The organism is Crossiella sp. CA198 (assembly GCF_052078295.1).
In the GTDB taxonomy this organism is placed as follows: domain Bacteria; phylum Actinomycetota; class Actinomycetes; order Mycobacteriales; family Pseudonocardiaceae; genus Crossiella.
Genome location: NZ_JBQJIM010000031.1, coordinates 1 through 16,381, shown reverse-complemented (window position 1 = coordinate 16,381; position 16,381 = coordinate 1). Strand labels below are relative to the sequence as shown.

14 protein-coding genes and 1 pseudogene are annotated in these 16,381 nt (G+C 66.9%); 10 read left to right on the top strand and 5 right to left on the bottom strand.

The genetic code is table 11. The features are described from left to right. Window positions 1-4: 4 nt before the first annotated feature. From ACTOWY_RS38095 to ACTOWY_RS38085, 3 genes are all read right to left on the bottom strand, one after another. Window positions 5-1,465, bottom strand: coding sequence for a caspase, EACC1-associated type (locus ACTOWY_RS38095; protein ID WP_441314446.1), 1,461 nt, complete (start codon window positions 1,463-1,465; stop codon window positions 5-7). Next, window positions 1,466-1,819 (bottom strand): effector-associated constant component EACC1, encoded by a 354-nt coding sequence (locus ACTOWY_RS38090; RefSeq protein WP_441314445.1) that lies wholly within the window; start codon window positions 1,817-1,819, stop codon window positions 1,466-1,468. A gap of 1,007 nt (window positions 1,820-2,826) precedes the next feature. After that, window positions 2,827-3,981 (bottom strand): glycoside hydrolase family 88/105 protein, encoded by a 1,155-nt coding sequence (locus tag ACTOWY_RS38085; protein WP_441314510.1) that lies wholly within the window; start codon window positions 3,979-3,981, stop codon window positions 2,827-2,829. A 251-nt stretch (window positions 3,982-4,232) separates the two neighbouring features. On the opposite strand from ACTOWY_RS38085, the gene ACTOWY_RS38080 reads away from it, so the two are divergent. The 3 genes and pseudogenes from ACTOWY_RS38080 to ACTOWY_RS38070 all read left to right on the top strand — a co-directional run. Then, complete coding sequence (locus ACTOWY_RS38080) at window positions 4,233-7,127, top strand: glycosyl hydrolase family 95 catalytic domain-containing protein (protein WP_441314444.1); 2,895 nt, start codon at window positions 4,233-4,235, stop codon at window positions 7,125-7,127. Window positions 7,128-7,141: 14 nt separating this feature from the next. Then, window positions 7,142-7,966: a Tat pathway signal sequence domain protein gene (locus ACTOWY_RS38075; RefSeq protein ID WP_441314443.1), complete on the top strand. Its 825-nt coding sequence runs from the start codon at window positions 7,142-7,144 to the stop codon at window positions 7,964-7,966. Window positions 7,967-8,015: 49 nt separating this feature from the next. Continuing rightward, window positions 8,016-8,471: pseudogene (locus tag ACTOWY_RS38070) on the top strand (glycoside hydrolase family 27 protein); the annotation flags it as partial. A gap of 999 nt (window positions 8,472-9,470) precedes the next feature. Here the strand turns inward: ACTOWY_RS38070 and ACTOWY_RS38065 are convergent. Both ACTOWY_RS38065 and ACTOWY_RS38060 read right to left on the bottom strand, forming a co-directional pair. Continuing rightward, window positions 9,471-10,268 (bottom strand): inositol monophosphatase family protein, encoded by a 798-nt coding sequence (locus tag ACTOWY_RS38065; RefSeq protein ID WP_441314442.1) that lies wholly within the window; start codon window positions 10,266-10,268, stop codon window positions 9,471-9,473. Beyond that, a complete protein-coding gene (locus tag ACTOWY_RS38060; RefSeq protein WP_441314441.1) occupies window positions 10,268-11,167 on the bottom strand; it encodes a DUF5919 domain-containing protein in 900 nt (299 codons plus the stop codon). The genes ACTOWY_RS38065 and ACTOWY_RS38060 overlap by 1 nt, the downstream gene beginning before the upstream one ends. A 200-nt stretch (window positions 11,168-11,367) precedes the next feature. On the opposite strand from ACTOWY_RS38060, the gene ACTOWY_RS38055 reads away from it, so the two are divergent. The 7 genes from ACTOWY_RS38055 to ACTOWY_RS38025 all read left to right on the top strand — a co-directional run. After that, complete coding sequence (locus ACTOWY_RS38055; protein ID WP_441314440.1) at window positions 11,368-11,829, top strand: hypothetical protein; 462 nt, start codon at window positions 11,368-11,370, stop codon at window positions 11,827-11,829. A gap of 2 nt (window positions 11,830-11,831) precedes the next feature. Beyond that, complete coding sequence (locus ACTOWY_RS38050) at window positions 11,832-12,065, top strand: hypothetical protein (protein WP_441314439.1); 234 nt, start codon at window positions 11,832-11,834, stop codon at window positions 12,063-12,065. Continuing rightward, window positions 12,062-12,307, top strand: a complete 246-nt coding sequence (locus tag ACTOWY_RS38045) for a hypothetical protein (protein ID WP_441314438.1) — start codon at window positions 12,062-12,064, stop codon at window positions 12,305-12,307. Before ACTOWY_RS38050 ends, ACTOWY_RS38045 begins: the two co-directional genes overlap by 4 nt. Continuing rightward, complete coding sequence (locus tag ACTOWY_RS38040; protein ID WP_441314437.1) at window positions 12,304-12,624, top strand: hypothetical protein; 321 nt, start codon at window positions 12,304-12,306, stop codon at window positions 12,622-12,624. The genes ACTOWY_RS38045 and ACTOWY_RS38040 overlap by 4 nt, the downstream gene beginning before the upstream one ends. Before the next feature lie 558 nt (window positions 12,625-13,182). After that, on the top strand, window positions 13,183-13,542 hold the full coding sequence (locus tag ACTOWY_RS38035; protein ID WP_441314436.1) for a hypothetical protein: 360 nt from the start codon (window positions 13,183-13,185) through the stop codon (window positions 13,540-13,542). Continuing rightward, window positions 13,542-15,038 carry an FtsK/SpoIIIE domain-containing protein gene (locus tag ACTOWY_RS38030; protein WP_441314435.1) on the top strand — a complete coding sequence of 499 codons (1,497 nt, stop codon included), beginning with the start codon at window positions 13,542-13,544 and terminating at the stop codon, window positions 15,036-15,038. The genes ACTOWY_RS38035 and ACTOWY_RS38030 overlap by 1 nt, the downstream gene beginning before the upstream one ends. 250 nt (window positions 15,039-15,288) lie before the next feature. Beyond that, window positions 15,289-16,381, top strand: a 1,093-nt coding sequence (locus ACTOWY_RS38025; RefSeq protein WP_441314434.1) for a replication initiator, incomplete at its 3' end; no start/stop codon positions are given.

Genomic DNA, 16,381 nt, shown 5'->3' with positions numbered 1-16,381 from the left:
CCCGTCACCAGCGCAGCTTGCTGAGCCTGCGCAGCAGGTAGATCGCGCCCAGGAACGCCTCGGCCACCAGGAAGTGGATGCCGAGGCTGAGATCCTTGGTGTTGACCGCCGCGGCCAGCACCGCCACCGCCAGCGGCGGCAACGCGGCCCAGAGCAGCAGGTTCGCCGTGTGGAAGAGCCGCAGCGCCAGCCGCGGCCGCACCTCCGCCAGCGCGGGCCACCGCGGCCCGCGCAACACCTGGATCCGCCACCGGTTACGCAACACCATCCCCGAGGCCCCCGCCAGCACCGGCAATACCACCGTGGTGGCGCTGAACCCCGACCGCACGAACGCCTCCAGCACCGCCCCCGCGGCCATCGCGGTCAGGTAGCCGGTCAGCAGCCACAGCAGGGCGGTGGCCAGCGCCGAGCCGAGGACGCGGAGGTAGTAGGCACGCGGCATGGGCCGGCCCCGCAGGTACTCGGCCGTGGGCGGACCCGGCGGCACGTAGGGCACCGGCTCGCTCATCGCCGCAACCGGCTCCGGCACCTCCCGCGCCAGCGCGGCCAGCGCCGCCGCCACCACCGCGGGTTCCGGCTTCGCCACCGCGGGTTCCGGCCGCATCGGCGCCACCGGCTCCGGCCCGGCCGGTTCCAGCGCCACCGGCTCCGGCCTGACCGGCATCGGCGTCACCATCGTGGCAACCCCATTCGCCGGTACCGCGGCCCCCGCCCCCGCCTCGCTCGCCCGCCCGGGTTCCCGCCGCAGCAACAGATCCCCACTCAGGTCCCCCAGACTCCCCTTGGGTCGCGGCAGTTCCCGCCGGGCCAGCGCCGCCGAGACCGACCGGAACAACTGCTGCACCGTCAACGGCGCCTCCCGCACCGGCGCCCCGTCCCGCAGCAACCGGATCACCTCCCCGGTGAACGCGGTGTGCCGCTCACCCTCGGGGGAATGCGAGCGCTCGTTCCGCGGCGAGGACGCGATCACCGCCGTCCCCCGCACATCCACCTCCTGGATGTCCACCCCCGCCCCGGCCATCGTGCGCACCGCCAGCCCCGCGTAACAGCAGTCCAGCAACAACACCCGGGTCCGCGCAGGTGACCCCTCGACCACCTCCCGGATCGAGTCGAACGGCACCCCCGTCCCCCACAGGTTCCGCGGACTGGTCAACCGAACCCCCAGGAACAACTGCTCCCGCACCTGACTCCGGATCCCATGCCCCGCGTAATAGACCAGCAGCAGATCCTCGGCCTGCCCCGCCGCCTCACCCAGCCGCTCCAGCAGACTCGCGGGCGAGTCCGGCGTGTCGATCACCGTGCACTGCGCCGGTTCGAGGATGCCGGTGTCCGGATCGGTCAGCGCCCGGCGCAGATCGGCCAGGTTGTCCCCGACCGCGGGCAACGGCGGCAACTCCTCGGCATGCGCGTAGTGGCTGGTGCCGATCAGCACCGCCCGCGACAACCGGGGATCCGGCGCCCGCATTCACGCCCCGCCGTCAAGAATCCTGCGCACCTCGGCGAGCACGGCCTGCGCCTCATCCGCCGACCCCGCCTGCACGGTGACTTCCCGCCCCTGCGCCTTGATCTTCAACGACACCCGCCGCGCCTCGGTCCGCCTGCCAAGCCAGCCGAACAGTGACCGCACCAGCACCGTCGCCGTCCCACTGGTCACCAGCACCACCACGGCCTCCAGCTCCGCACCCAGCTCGCCGGACCGGACCGGGGCGTCGACCAGCTCCACCCGGCCACGTAACTCGTCCTCATCACGCAACCACCCGGCCAGCTCCCGCAACTGCTCGGACCCGCCGCCACTGATCGCGATACTCGCTGAACCCACAACCCGCCCCTTGATGTGACCACTCGACTACTGAGAGTCAACGAGCGTACCCCGCCATGGTCACGACCCCGCAAACCTTCAGCCACCGTCCACAACAGCCAACGTGCCGTACAACAACGGCCAACACGCGCGAAGGGTCAAACCCCTCCCGCGAGTGTTGGCCGTTCTCGTACGGCGAGTTGGCCGTTGTGGACGCCAAGTTGGCCCAACTCGTACGCCACGTTGGCCGTTGTGGGACGGGCGGGGCAAGGGGTGGGGGGTGAAACCCCACGACGAGGGCTCTCGCGTGTTCTCCGTACGGCCTGGAGCATGCAGACCACACCTCACCGAGCGGCCCCTGCAACACAAACCGCCGCCAAACCAACCCAACGCGACCGGGGCCGCTCGGTGAGGTGTGGTTGGCTGGCGGAAGGCCGTGCGGAGAACACGCGAGCCCTCGGAGCCACGCTGGGTCTTGAGTCGGCAGCCCAAACCCCGCCCCGCAACCTGCTCGCCCGGGTGTTGATCTGTCCCACCCCTCCGGTGGTCTGCCCGGCCGGCGAGGCCATCCTTTTTTGATCTTCGGGTTGACAGTCAAGAGCGAAGATCAAGATCGTCCTCGCCGGACGGGCAGGAATCAAAGGATGGGGGGGAAGAACGAAGAGCAAAGACAAGAGCAGTGCTCGTGTGCGGTTCCCCATCCCCGTCAGCCCTCCGATACCAAACCACATCTCACCGAGCGGCCCCCGTCACGCTGGGCAGGATTGGCGGCGGTTTGTGTTGCAGGGGCCGCTCGGTGAGATGCGGTGTGTCCTCTCCAGGCTGACGGGGATGGGGAACCGCTCGGATGAAGTTTGAAAAGCCACCCCCGCCACCGGTTTTCGGGCTTCGCCCGGTCGCAGCTGCCTACGGCGTACAACAACGGCCAACCTGCCGTACGACAACGGCCAACTCGGCGTCCATAACGGCCAACTCGGCGTACGACAACGGCCAACACTCGAAACGCATCGAGTGTTGGCCGTTGTGGGTTAGGCGCCGGATTTGCGGAGTTGTTCGTTCATGATCAGGAATGCGCCCAGGCCGTGGAAGTCGTTGGTGTTGCGGGGGCGGGCCAGGTAGTAGGACAGGTTGCCGACGTTGGTGCCCTCGCTGATGTCCTTGATGTTGGTCAGGCCGTCCGAGCCCAGGCTCGCCTTGGCCAGCACGCCCTGGTAGCCCTTGCGGCTCACCGCGCTGAAGCTCGCGTCCAGGTAGCCGCGCTCGACGCCGCGGGAGATCATGAAGGTGTACATCGCCGAGGCGGAGGTTTCCGTCCAGTTGCCGCTGGCGGTGGGCTTGTCCACGACCTGGAACCAGCGCCCGGTCGTGGCGTCCTGGTGGCGCTGGTAGCCGCGGGCCAGGTGTTGCACCATGGCGATCACCTCGGCGCGGCGGGGGTGGTTGGCCGGCAGGACTTCCAGGATGTCGATGGCGGTCATGCCGAACCAGCCGATGGCCCTGGCCCAGTGTTCGGCGGAGTGGCGGCCGGGGTTCTTCGCCCAGGGCTCGGAGCCGTCCTCGTCGTAGGCGTGCCACAGCAGACCGTTGTCCCGCTTGAGGTTCTTGAAGTAGGCGGCCAGGTTGCGCACTGCCTCGTCATAGCCGTAGGTCTCGTTGTACTGCTTGGCGTAGCCCGCGATGAACGGCTGCGCCATGTACACCCCGTCCGCCCACAGCTGGCCGACCTTGCTGGCGGCGTGGAACATGCCGCCGTCGCTGGTGCGCGGGTAGCCCGGGAATCGGTTGCGCAGTTTGTCCGCGGCCTTCTTGTACTTCGCCTGCCCGGTCTCGGTGTGCAGGATGATCAGCAGGGTGGCGGCGCGCATCGAGTCCAGGTTGGTGAAGTTGTTGCTGATCTCGCCGTTGCCGTTGACGAAGCGGTCCACCCACGCCTTGATGTAGTCGAAGTACTTCTTCTCCCCGGTGCGCTTGTAGACCAGGTACTGGCCGTACAGGTACAGCCCGCGCGTGTAGCTCCAGCCGCCCAGAGTGGCCGGGGTGTGGCGCTTCATGGTCGAGTCCACGACCGCCTTCGACCAGTCATCCGGCGCCGCCGGTGCGGCGAGGGCGGCGGGGGCGCCCAGGGTGGTGGTCAGGGTCAGCAGCAGACCGAGGACCAGCCCGCGGGCGCGGGTTGTGGTGATCACGTCGTCCACCTCTCGATGTAAAGGTAATCATCCGATCTCAACTGAGAGCGGCGGCGGCGAGTGGGTGGCGGTTCGTCCAGCACACCGGGGTCAAGAGGGACTGTCAAGGGTAGGAAGTCGTTGTCCTGCCGTTGGCGTAACCGGGGCTGCGCCTTGACGCCCGATTTGGCCCGTCCTACGCTCGGGTCGGTCACACATCCGATCTTTGAGCAACGTTTACATGCTTGAACAGTGAGGACTTGGTGTCGATGGACGAGGGGACCGCGGGCATCTCCCGCCGGGGCTTCCTGGGGGTGGCGGTGGCAGGCTCACTCGCCGGATCGCTGGCCGGGCCGCTGGCCGCGGAGAGCCTGGCCGCCGAGTCCGCCGACGGGGCCAGGGCTGGGCTGCGCGACCGGATGCGCTCCGAGCAGGCCTGGGCGGATTTCCTCGGCGCGCAGGACCTGCGCTGGGCCAGAATGCCGCGCACCTGGTACGAAGGACCCTTCCTGGGCAACGGTTTCCTGGCCACCAGCGTCTACCGCGAACCCGGCGCGAACGCGCTGCGCTTCACCGTCGACCACAGTCAGGTCCAGGACCACCGCCCGGCTTTTGGCAACGAATGGGGCGTGGCCCGGCTGCCGGTGGGCCGATTGCTGCTCACCCCGGTCGGCACGATCACCGGCGTGGACCTGCGGCTGGACCTCTGGCAGGCCGAACTGCGCGGCACCGTCACCACCGACCGCGGCACCCTGGAGATCCGCGCGATCGTCCACAGTGTCCGGTCGCTGCTACGGCTGACCGTGCGAGGAAGCCTGGGGGAGAAGGACTTCACGCTCGCCTTCCACCCGGCCGAGGCGATCAGCCCGCGCACTATCCGCGAAGAGCCGCCGAAGAACTTCACCCGCAACCCGCCACCCGAACTCCGCACCGCGGGCGACCTCAAGATCGTCGTCCAACCCATGGTCGCGGGCGGTCAGACCGCCACCGCCTACCGGGAAGCCAAGGGGCGCAACGAGACCACCCTGCTGCTCTCGGTCGCGCACACCCACCCGGACGCCACCGCCGAGCAGTTCGCCCGCACCACCGTGCGCCGTGCCGCGCTCACCGGCGAGGGCGAACTGCTGCGCGAGCACCGGAACTGGTGGCACGACTGCTATCGCCGCAGCTTCCTGTCCATTCCGGACGGTCTGCTGCAGAGCTTCTACTGGATCCAGCTCTACAAACTCGCCAGCGCCTCCCGCGCCAGTGGCCCGGTGATGGCCACCACCGGCCCCTGGCTGGAACCCACACCCTGGCCCTCGGTGTGGTGGAACCTCAACGCCCAGCTGCAGTACTGGCCGGTGCACGGTTCCGGCCACCCCGAACTCGACCCGATCCCGCGCACCCTGGCCACCCACCGGCAGACCCTGGTGGACGGCCTGCGCCCGGAGTACCGGCACGATTCGGCCGGACTGCGCCGCAGCACCGACGCCCAGTTCGACGACGCCGGATTCGTCGGCGTGCCAGGACAATTCTCGCCCGACCCGGAGGTCGGTGACCTGCCCTGGCTGCTGCACAACGTGTGGCTCAGCTACCGGCACAGCATGGACGAACGCCTGCTGCGCGAGGTGCTCTACCCCTTGCTGCGCAAGGCGATGAACTACTACCTGCACTTCCTCGCCCCGGCCGCGGACGGCAAACTCCACCTGCCACCCACGTTCTCGCCCGAATACGGCAGCGCGCCGGACTGCAACTACGACCTCGCGCTGATCCGCTGGAGCTGTGCCACCCTGCTCGAATCCGTGCGGCTGCTACGCATCCACGACCCCCTGGCCGCGCGCTGGCAGGAGGTGCTGGACAAGCTGGTCGACTATCCGGTCGACGGCAACGGTTTCATGATCGGCGCGGGCGCCCCGTTCGCCAAATCACACCGGCACTACTCGCACCTGCTCATGGTCTACCCGCTCTACCTGGTCAACGCCGAACAACCCGAGCACCGCGACCTCATCGACCGCTCGCTGAAACACTGGATCAGCTTCGAGGGCGCGTTGCGCGGCTACAGCTTCACCGGCGCCGCCTCTATCTCCAGCCAGTTCGGCCGCGGTGACGACGCGCTGAAGTACCTGCGCGAGCTGGTCGCCCGCTTCCTGCAGCCCAACACCATGTACTACGAGGCCGGACCGGTCATCGAAACCCCGCTCTCGGGCATGCAGTCCCTGCACGACATGCTCTGCCAGAGCTGGGGCGGCATCATCCGGATCTTCCCCGCGGTGCCCGGCGACTGGTCCGAGGTCACCCTGCACGATTTCCGCACCGAAGGCGCGTTCCTGGTCAGCGCGGTGCGCCGCAAGGGAAAAACCGACTTCGTGCGCATCCGCAGCCTGGCAGGCGAACCCTGCCGGGTGCGCACCGGCATCCCCGGCCGCCTCGCCGTGCGAGACAGCCACGGCCGCCCGCACCGCTACAAACAGGGCGCCGACAACACCATTGAGATCGAACTGCGCCGCGGCGAGGAGGTCATCGTGCACGCCGCGGGCGCCCGCCCCGACCTCACCATCGCCCCGGTCAAGGTCAGCACACCCGCGCCGCCCTGGGGCCTGCCGCCGCTGCCGCCCGGCGGCGACATGGTGACCGTCGACCTGGAACCCTTCTACACCAACGACGGCATCACCAACGAGTTCTACCTCGGCGACGGCGACTTCGACGGCACCGGCCGCACCTACCCCTCCGGCGCGTTGCCACAGAACGGATCCCTCACCAACGACGGCGTGCCGTTCCGCTTCACCAACGGCCACGAAGGCACCAGGAACAACATCATCGGCGCCGGTCAGACCGTGGAACTGCCCGAGGGCAACTACCGCAGGCTGCACGTCCTGGGCGCCAGTGACAACGGCAACACCGACAGCACCGTCACCCTGCACTACACCGACGGCACCGCCACACCCGTCAAGTTCGCGCTCACCGACTGGCTCGCCTCCGCCGCCTTCGGCGAGAGCGAAGCGTTGCGCACCAACCAGATCCACACCCGCACCGGGCCCGTCCCGCTCCGGGCCGCGGTGTTCCACCAGGTTCTCGCCGCCGACAGCACGCGGCGACTGCGCGCGATCACCCTGTCCGCCAACGCGAAACCACGCTCGCACGTGTTCGCCGTGACATTGGAGAAGGTCACCAACCCTGTATGAGGAAGGGGACTCCCATGTCCGAGGAACCCAACCGCATCGACCGCCGGAAAGCGCTCACCCTGGGCGCGTTCGGCGCACTGGCCGCCAGCGGGCTGGCCACCCCGCTGTCCGCGCTCGCCGCCCCGGCCTACACCAGCGCGGTCGAACCCCGGCCCGCCGACTGGGCACTGCGCTGGAACCCCAGCCCCGCCGTGGACAAACTGCAGGCCTTCGAGGGCCTGGAGGACGACCGATCCGGCTCGCACCCCGGCGTCAAGCACATCCACGCGCTGGCCGACCACTGGCGCTTCGACATGCACACCAGGGACCGTGACGGCTCCGACCGGCAGCGCAACGAGTCTAAGGGCATGCGCAGCGGCGGCACCCTGCACAAGATCCAGGAGGGCCAGACCTGGCGGATCACCTACCAGACCTACATTCCCAGTTCGCTGACCGCCACCACCCGGTTCAGCCACATCTTCCAGATGAAGGTCCAGGACGTCGGCGGCCCGCTGATCACCATGACCTTGCGTGAGCGCAACGGACCCAAGATCGAGATGCTCACGCTGCGGGACAACGACGCCAACACCGTGCACGCCCCGGTGCCGCTGACCCCGTTGCAGAACAAGTGGATCGATATCGAGTTCGAGGTCAAGGCGGTCAACAGCGGCGGCTACGTGCGCTGGGTGATCAAGGACGGCGGCCGGGTGGTGCAGGACTACCGGACCACCGCGGTGGACATGTGGCGCAACAAGAACTACCTGCGCCCCAAGTGGGGCATCTACCGCAGCATCGAAAGCTCCGGACTCAAGGACTGCTACCAGCTCATCCGTGGCTACAAGGGTTACATCCTCCAGTGACAGCAAGGGAGTAGCGGTGAACAGGTTGGCGCGCAAGCTGATCGCGACGATCGGAGCGGCGGGCACCGTGCTCGGACTCCTGGTGGCGCTGCCGCAGCAGGCGGCGGCGTTGCCGGACGGGCAGGCGCTCACCCCGCCGATGGGCTTCAACAACTGGAACGCCACCGGATGCGCGGTGGACGAGAAGCTGATCAGGGACACCGCCGACCTGTTCATCAGCAAGGGACTCAAGGACTCCGGCTACGAATACGTCAACATCGACGACTGCTGGGCCGCGCCGGAGCGGGACCCGGTGACCACACGACTCACCCACCACCCGGAGCGCTTTCCCAGCGGTATCAAGGCATTGGCCGACTACGTGCACGCCCGCGGCCTGAAACTGGGCATCTACACCAGCGCGGGCACGGTCACCTGCGCCAAGACCATGCCCGGTGGCCTGGACCACGAGGAGATCGACGCCCAGACCTTCGCCGACTGGGAGGTCGACTACCTCAAGTACGACAACTGAATGCCTGGTGGACGGACCTGCGGCGTTGATCTGCGGCAGGCCGTTGACCAGGCGTTTCGTGGTGGTTGCATCCGGTTGCATCCGGTTGGGTCCGGACGTCTCACGGCCTGTGGACGGCATGATCTTGGTCGGCGTGGGGCGGTCGATGATCAGCTTGAGCTGTCCGGGCTGGGGGCTGGTGACGCGTCGGTCGGCGGCCTGGCGGTCCTCGGCGTGGGCCTGGTTGATCACGCAGGGCGGGCACAGGGTGGTGGACCGGGTGATCGGGGTGAACCAGCTCTGGCAGTAGCGGCAGGCCCGGGGACCGACCGGCTTGGGGGCAGGCTGGTCGGTCCAGAGGGCGAGCTGTCCGGGGCCGGGGCGTCGGGTGCGGTTCACGGTGGGGCCTCCCTGGTCGACGGCGGTGCGGAAGTGGAGAGGGAACCTCTCGCCTCCCGTTTCCTTCGCCCCGGCGGCAGTTAGCACCGGAATGGAGGTGTCAAGAGTGGGCGCTTGCGTCCATCGCGGAGCGACGCCGTAGGCGCTCTTGATGCCGTAATTCCGGTGTTAAAGAATAAAAAGGCGGAGGTGAGGGATTAACGTGAGTTGCCGTCGCAGGGTGATCCAGAGGGTTACAAGACCTGGCTGGGAAGTACTCGGTGTGGCCTGGGCGTCTCGGCCTGCATGGTCCTTCGTGTGGATACACGCGAAGGGGTATGCCGGCCGGGGCGTTCGGGACATGCTGAGTGCCAGGTCGGAGCAGGCAATTCCGCGGGAAGGGTTGGCTGTGATGGGGGCGGCGCGCGGCTACCCGGCCCGGCAGGTGGGCGCCGGTTCGACGGGCGCGCCGACAGGTCGGCCGCCGCAGCGGAGCGGTAGGCGGCCGTGCCTGGATGGGTGTGCCCGTCGCGGCCAGCGCGACCACCCGCCGCGCGCCGCTTGGCGGCGCGCCTTGATCCCATAGAGCCAAATTCGGCAACAGAACGCGGACAGAACCGTGTCGAGCGACGGATCAGATCATGACTGGCTGTCGCGGATGACCTCAAGCAACGGCTGTGCCAGATTCGGGTTCACCGCAATGGTTTCCGTGGACCTGGCCGTGTGCGGGGCTCCTGTGGCATCAACCACAACGGCACCGGCTTCACGAGCGATCAGCACCCCTGGAGCAGTGTCCCAGGGGTGGTTGGCCATGATCACTGCTGCGTCAAGTCGGCCCTCGGCCACCCACACCAGATCAACGGCGGCTGAGCCGAACATGCGGACGCGCTCAACGTTCTCGGCCAGCTTCGCCGTCACCTGAAGTCGCCTGGCGTTGCGGCTGGCGGCGTTGTCGCCGACGGCGTAGTCACCGATCGACACCATGGCCTTGGACAGCTCGGAAGTCTTGCTCGCTTCGAGCTTCCGCCCGTTCACGAAAGCCCCAAGTCCTGTTGCGGCTCCATACTGGAGATTCAGGAAGGGAAGGGCGATTGCGGCGACAATAATAGCCTCCCCGTCAGACAGGGCTAGGGAGACTGCGGAGAGAGGTACCCCATGAACGAAATTCGAAGTGCCATCGATCGGGTCAAGAATCCACCGCCAGTCACCTCCGGTTTGCGAGCCCCGTTCGCCTTCCTCTTCGCCAAGAAACCCAATTTCAGGTGTTTGCTCGGCCAGGTAGGCGCGAATGTCGCGTTCGATTTGAACATCAAGTTCGGTGACGATATCGCGGTCGTTCTTGTCCTGCACGTCCAGCGGGCGCGTATCGTGAATGGCTTTGTAGCCAATCTCCGTAGCCTTCTGTGCAACACCGGAAAGAAAAGCGATCTGACGCATCAGGAAATCTCCTTGCCGCGTTCCCACATGGATTCGAACACCTGACTGAAGGTCTCAAAAAGTCCAGTTCGCTTAGGCCAGTCATCATCCTTCTCGATTAGCATTGTTGGCGATTCCACACCTCTCGCGTTGGGCAAATACGGCTGAACTACGGCTGTCACCTGATCAATAATGATAATGTTGAACCTGATTGGCTCGTCATAGGTTCGAATCCCAAGCTCACCTACGGATTCTCCGCTAACCTTCGACTTAAGGCGACGCAGCGCCTGGATATTTAGACTAGTAAGCGTGCTGAGGACTCCGGGCGGGTGACCTTCCTCTAGCTCTCTGGCTTTGATGTGCTCGCCTTCTGGGTCCAGGAATAGCGCGCGAATCTCCACCCCATCCTCAAGCGCGTCAACTAGTGCGCGGTCGGAGTACTGCTGGCAAATCAGGTTGTTCGATAGGCCGGTGATGCAGATTTCGCGCACACCATCAAACAACTTGCCGGGTGGCAGTTCGTGCATGAAGTCAGATCGACTGACGAAAATCTGCTTTGTATCCGCATATCTACGGTCAATAGGGAAAGTGACAGGACTTGGGATAGGGAAGTCAATTACATCGGTTCGCCGCTCTGGTTCCTGCTCGACCTTGGGGGGCGCGTTATATGGCGCAAATAGCGCTTCTACGCCGTGAGGCGGAAGCATTGCCTCCAATATCCGACAGTGATCGGCATGCGGCAGGCTAATCAGCTCGCCAGAAAGCCATCGATAGAACTGCGCTTTGCTTGGCCAGCGCCCTTTTAGGACCGACTCGGTCTTCAATGCCACTTTGTCGTACTCCCGACAGAACGCGCTGTATGCCTGCAAGTGCCGCTGTCTCAGCAGCGTCTTGAGCAGGTTCGCCTGTGGTTCCACCACTCAACCTCCATGGGACGAGACGAGACGAGAGTACCACACAGGCGAGACCTAACGAGACTACCTGAGTATCGAATGTTCGAGACGAGACGTGACGCCGGTGTGGACGCGACTCCCTCATGGGCGAACCTCATGTTGTGCCGCTGAGCAGGCGGTACGGACAGGCCGGAGACCCGGCCACACCACGTAGAGAGGTTCCGACCATGGCGATTCAGAAGGGCCACCGGTTCCCAATCGACTTCGATCAGGCATTCGGCAAAGGCCTGGTACTGATCGGCGAGATCGCGCCGGACTTCGAGTATCAGGAGAACAAGAACAGGGAGCCTCGGCAGAAGGTTGACCCGGTGACGGGCAAGCGTCAGTGGGTCGGCACGGTGACCGACCCGGACGAACTGAAGGCCAAGCGGGCGTCGTTCCAGATTACGTTCATCGCCGACGTTCAGCCGGTCCCGACCACGGCCGAACTGGTGCCGGGAATGGGCATGCGCCAGATCGAGCTGGACGGGCTGACGGTCGAACCGCGTGTGTCGGGCAGCGGTGAGTACAAGTATCAGGGCTGGCTGTTCAGGGCGACCGGGTTCAAGTCCGCGGGAACGAATGCGGGCAAGACTCCGGCGGCCAAGCCTGCCGAAGCCAAGGCGGCTGACCCCTCTAAGGCGGCATAGTCATGCCGATCACCCGGGACGAACTGGGCCTGGACCTGACGGTGTCGATCTATGACGACACCGGGATTCAGATCGAGCCGTGGGACGACAACAACCTGTTGGTCATCTTCGGCGGGCCGGTTCAAAGGATCGTCGTCGTTTTGGACCGTGACGACTTCGAGCGGCTTTACCACCTCATGACCCCGGTCGTGGGGCATTACGACCCTGTGCCGGAACCGGTGGGTGATCCGGCATGAGTCGCCTTCACGTGACGGTCGACCCAGGCTACTTCTACAGTGACTACTCGATCTCTGTTCACAAAGACACGGATATTCAGGTCGAGTCGTGGAATGACGCGCACTTGACGATTGGGTTCAACGGTCCGTCACAGAGGTTCGTGGTGGTGCTGGACGGCGGCGAATTCGAGCGGCTTTACGGTGAACTGGCTTTGGTTGCCCGTGAACGAAAGGTCGCGGTCGACGGAGGTGATCCGGCATGAGTCTTGAGGTGTGGGTCACGCCGGATGAGAGCACCGTGGTCACTTTCGGCACCATGTCGCAGGGCCAGCCGGTGCTGTCGATCGTTGACGGTGGCGGCGCGGTGCGCCTTGCGGTGTCTGCGGAGGTCCACGGGTCGGCAATGGGTGTCCGGGTGGCGCGGGACCTGGTGAAGGTCGCGCGTGAGTTCCTGGACGCGGTGGAGACGTTCGCGTTCCATTCCGCGCAGGCATACCGCGACCAGATCGAGGCGCGCGGAGTGGTCGCGGGCGAGGTCGTAGCCGGGGCGAGCAGGCACGCGATACGTGACGGGGAATGAGTCGGCACGGGGGCGGGCTCCGTTGGTGGTAGCCGTGGTTCCCGCTCCTCGTGCCTCCCACGAACCTCGACGTGAGGCGGTGGTGATGTCCAGGCTAGGCAACTGGATCCGGCGGGGGAACCCCGTCGACGCCCCCTACGCCCATCTGAGGGCGTTGCGGGTGCGGGTGTCCTGGCGGCGCTGCTCGGGTGTGTGCGGGCAGTGGACGCGGCTGCGGGACGGGCAGGACTTCTGCCGGTCGTGCGTGGCCTGGCTGGTCCGGCACGGAAGGAGCGTGACGGAACAGCCGAAGCGCAAACGATAAGTCCACAAGAGACAGTCCACAAAGGACAGACACGGACCTTCGGGTGCCGTGGCGATACCGCACGTCTTGTTGCGGCGTAACAAAACTAAAGACACAAGAGCGGCTCTCAGGCCTAGGAACCTCGCCGCTCTTGTGCCGTCCACAACCACAGGAAGTGAACAAGAATGACTGTAGGACGTGACGGAAGGCCACCGCTAGGCGGGGTCCCCCGAAAAGGTCAACGCCGGTGCTCCACCTGCGGGAAGTACGCCCGCATGTTGCCTGGAGACCACCGGTGCGGGGTCTGCGAGGGCTGGTTGCCCCTGGACTTCACCGACGTGATCAACGCCACGACCGAGGATGCTTCCCAGCCCCGGCGGGTGCGGTTCTCCCGGGCTCGGGTGTGGTCGAGCCTGCTGGCACGGCTGCAAACCATCGGCATCTACCCGGTCAAGCTGGACGGGGCTGCGGTGCAGCGCATGAAGCTCACCGAGGCCCAAGCGGACGGCCTGACGTGCCTCGGGTGCAACCACCCGTGTGGGATCGGCACGGCCGCCTTCGTGCCCGCCGGACAGGTCGTTGGTGGCTCGCAGGTCTTCCGCTGCATCGCCTGCATTGAGGGTGGTGAGTGGTGATGGCCTTCTCCCGTAAGCCTTTGGCCGAACCGGCGGCCCTGGAGATCGCCCGGCCCCGGCTGCCCTGGTGGACCCTGTTGCCGACCTGGGCCAAGCTCACCCTCCTGCCGGTCGCCCTGGTGTGGTCGGCCGGATGGCTGATCATCCGGGCGGTCCGGCTGGCGGTGCGCTACCCGGTGGCGCTGTTCCTGCCGCTGCTCGGATGGGTTGGCTACGTCCAGTTCGGCGGGCGCAATCTCGGCTTTGTTGTTGCGGTGGCAGGGATTGGGCTCGGTTGGTGGGCATGGGGTCACCGCTCCTCGTTCGTGCGGTTCTGCTGGTCTCAGGTGCGCACGGAGTGGCGGCGCGGCACGGTCTACGGGTGGCAGTGGCGCTCGGTCATGCGCCTGGCCGACCTGACCAAGTCCATGCGGGGTGCGGAGTACCGGCCCAAGCTCGGCCGCGTCCGGGCCGATGGGTGGCGGGACCGGGTCCGGGTGCGCATGGTCAAGGGCCAGGCCCCCGAAGCGTTCGAGCTACGGGCCTCTGGGCTGGCGCATGCCTTCGGGGCGACCGCCTGCCGGGTGCGGGTCCGTAAGCCCGGACGCCTAGAACTGGACCTGGTCCACCGTGACCCGCTCATCCGACCGATCCCGGTGCCCGCGCTGGCCGCCAAGGATTCCGCGGTTGACCTCAAGCGCCTGCTGATCGGCCGCACGGAGACTGGACGGCCGTTTACGTTGCGGCTACAGGGAAACCACCTCCTCGTGGTGGGCTCGCCCGGCGCGGGCAAGGGCTCGGTCATGTGGTCGCTGATCTGGGCCCTGGCCCCGGCGGTCAAGGCCGGACTGGTCCGCCTGGTCGGCATTGACCCCAAGGGCGGCATGGAACTCGGGCAGGCACCGGAACTGTTCCATCGCCTGGCCTACACCAACGGCGTGGAAGCGGTGGAGCTGCTGGAGGCCCTGGCCGCCGAACTCAAGGAACGGGCCGAGCGGTACCGGGGTCTGTTGCGGCGCTTCAAGCCCGGCACCGGGGAGCCGTTCACGGTGCTGGTGATCGATGAGTTGGCCGACGTGATCGCCTACCAGACCGACAAGGGACTGCGGGAAAGGGCGGCGCGGGCGGTGCAGACCATCGCATCCCAGGGCCGCGCCCCCGGCTTCGCCATCGTGGGCCTGGTCCAGGACCCCCGTAAGGAAATCGTGTCCTTCCGGCACCTGTTCGGCACCAAGGTCGCCCTCCGGCTGGATGAGGCGGCTCAGGTGGACATGGTGCTGGGCGAGGGTGTGCGGCAACGCGGTGCGGCGGCTCACGAGATCAGCGAAGCCACCCCGGGTGTGACCTGGGTCAAGGTCGATGATCGGCGGGAACCGTTGCGGGCACGGGCTTTCCACATCACTGACGCGGATCTGGGCCGCCTGGTCGACTACGTCACCGGCCGCGACGTGGTGCATGCCGAAGTCCTGCCCTTCCCTGGTGGCGGCTATGGCGTGGATGGGGAGGTGGCGGCATGACCCGGCGACTCTCCCGCGACCAGCAGGCCCGGATCGCTCGGGCACTGGAGGTGTTGCGGCACAACGTGGTCCCGCCCCGGCCCGAGATGGTGCCGAGGCTGGTCGATGGTGTTCCCGGGATGCCGGGGTGGCTGCATGACTTGTGGTGTGGCTGCCGGACGCGGACACGGGCTGAGGATGACTGCGCCTACGGGCACTGCCCCGGCTGTGGCCTGGCCGTGGCCTTCACCCCGTGCGGGGGTGCATGGTGATGACCGAGCACGTGAGCGAGGCTGGTGAGCGTATGCCGGCCGAAGGCCTGCATATCACCCGTGCTGATCGCATGCGCCAACCCCTAGCCCTAGATGTGGTGCGCTCGCTGGCTGAGACCAACGGCGTCTGTGTCCGGCCGCTGGCACAACGCAGGTTGGACTACGCCACCGGCCGCGTGGATGTCCTGCCGGTGGCCTGTGGCTCCACTGTGGCCTCCGTGTGTGCCCCGTGCGCGGACAAGGCCCGCAAGCTGCGCATGGCCCAGTGCCGGGAAGGCTGGCACCTCGATGACGAACCGGACTTCACCCCGGCCGCGCCGACGGCAGACCAGACGGCGCTGACAGAGCTGCGCTCCACCTTGTGGGCGGACTACCAGGCCGCGCGGGCCGAGGGCGACGAGTCCGGAATGGAGGATCTGCGGGAAGCCGTTGCGGCCGTTGATGTGGAGCTGCGGGCCGGTGGGGTGCGGGGCAAGCTCCCGGCCCTGGACGCCCCGGCCGCCAAGCCGGTCAAGCGCTCGACCCGGCGTAAGCAGGACGTGCCGGAGTTGCCCCGGCGCAAGGTCGCCAAGCACACCCTCGGCCGCGAGTTCGCCGGGCGGTTCCGCCCGTCGATGTTCCTCACGCTGACCCTGGATTCCTATGGGCGGGTCCACGATGACGGCACCCCGGTCAACCCGGACGGCTATGACTACCGGCGGGCCGCTCGGGATGCGGTGCACTTCGCGGCGTTGTTGGACCGGTGGGTGCAGAACCTGCGCCGGGCGGTGGGCTATGAGGTGCAGTACTTCTCGACCGTGGAACCTCAGCGGCGGCTGGCGCCGCACTGGCATGCCGCAATCCGTGGTGCGATCCCGCACGAACTCGTGCGCCTCGTGACCGCAGGGACCTACCACCAGGTGTGGTGGCCGAAGCATGACGAGCTGGTCTACCCGGGCGAGACGGTGCCGGTGTGGTGTGACCGTGCCAAGGGCTTCGTCGACCCGGCCACCCGGGAAGCGCTGCCGACCTGGGAACAGGCCCTTCCCGGGGCTGAGGACAGCGAACCGGCGCATGTGGTGCGGTTCGGGGCACAGGTGCACTCCAAGGGCA

Coding starts and splice junctions, on each gene's coding strand:
- ACTOWY_RS38065 (WP_441314442.1), bottom strand. CDS start 10,268: ATGCGTCAGATCGCTTTTCTTTCCGGTGTTGCACAGAAGGCTACGGAG.
- ACTOWY_RS38050 (WP_441314439.1), top strand. CDS start 11,832: ATGCCGATCACCCGGGACGAACTGGGCCTGGACCTGACGGTGTCGATC.
- ACTOWY_RS38030 (WP_441314435.1), top strand. CDS start 13,542: ATGGCCTTCTCCCGTAAGCCTTTGGCCGAACCGGCGGCCCTGGAGATC.
- ACTOWY_RS38095 (WP_441314446.1), bottom strand. CDS start 1,465: ATGCGGGCGCCGGATCCCCGGTTGTCGCGGGCGGTGCTGATCGGCACC.
- ACTOWY_RS38045 (WP_441314438.1), top strand. CDS start 12,062: ATGAGTCGCCTTCACGTGACGGTCGACCCAGGCTACTTCTACAGTGAC.
- ACTOWY_RS38080 (WP_441314444.1), top strand. CDS start 4,233: ATGGACGAGGGGACCGCGGGCATCTCCCGCCGGGGCTTCCTGGGGGTG.
- ACTOWY_RS38075 (WP_441314443.1), top strand. CDS start 7,142: ATGTCCGAGGAACCCAACCGCATCGACCGCCGGAAAGCGCTCACCCTG.
- ACTOWY_RS38040 (WP_441314437.1), top strand. CDS start 12,304: ATGAGTCTTGAGGTGTGGGTCACGCCGGATGAGAGCACCGTGGTCACT.
- ACTOWY_RS38035 (WP_441314436.1), top strand. CDS start 13,183: ATGTTGCCTGGAGACCACCGGTGCGGGGTCTGCGAGGGCTGGTTGCCC.
- ACTOWY_RS38055 (WP_441314440.1), top strand. CDS start 11,368: ATGGCGATTCAGAAGGGCCACCGGTTCCCAATCGACTTCGATCAGGCA.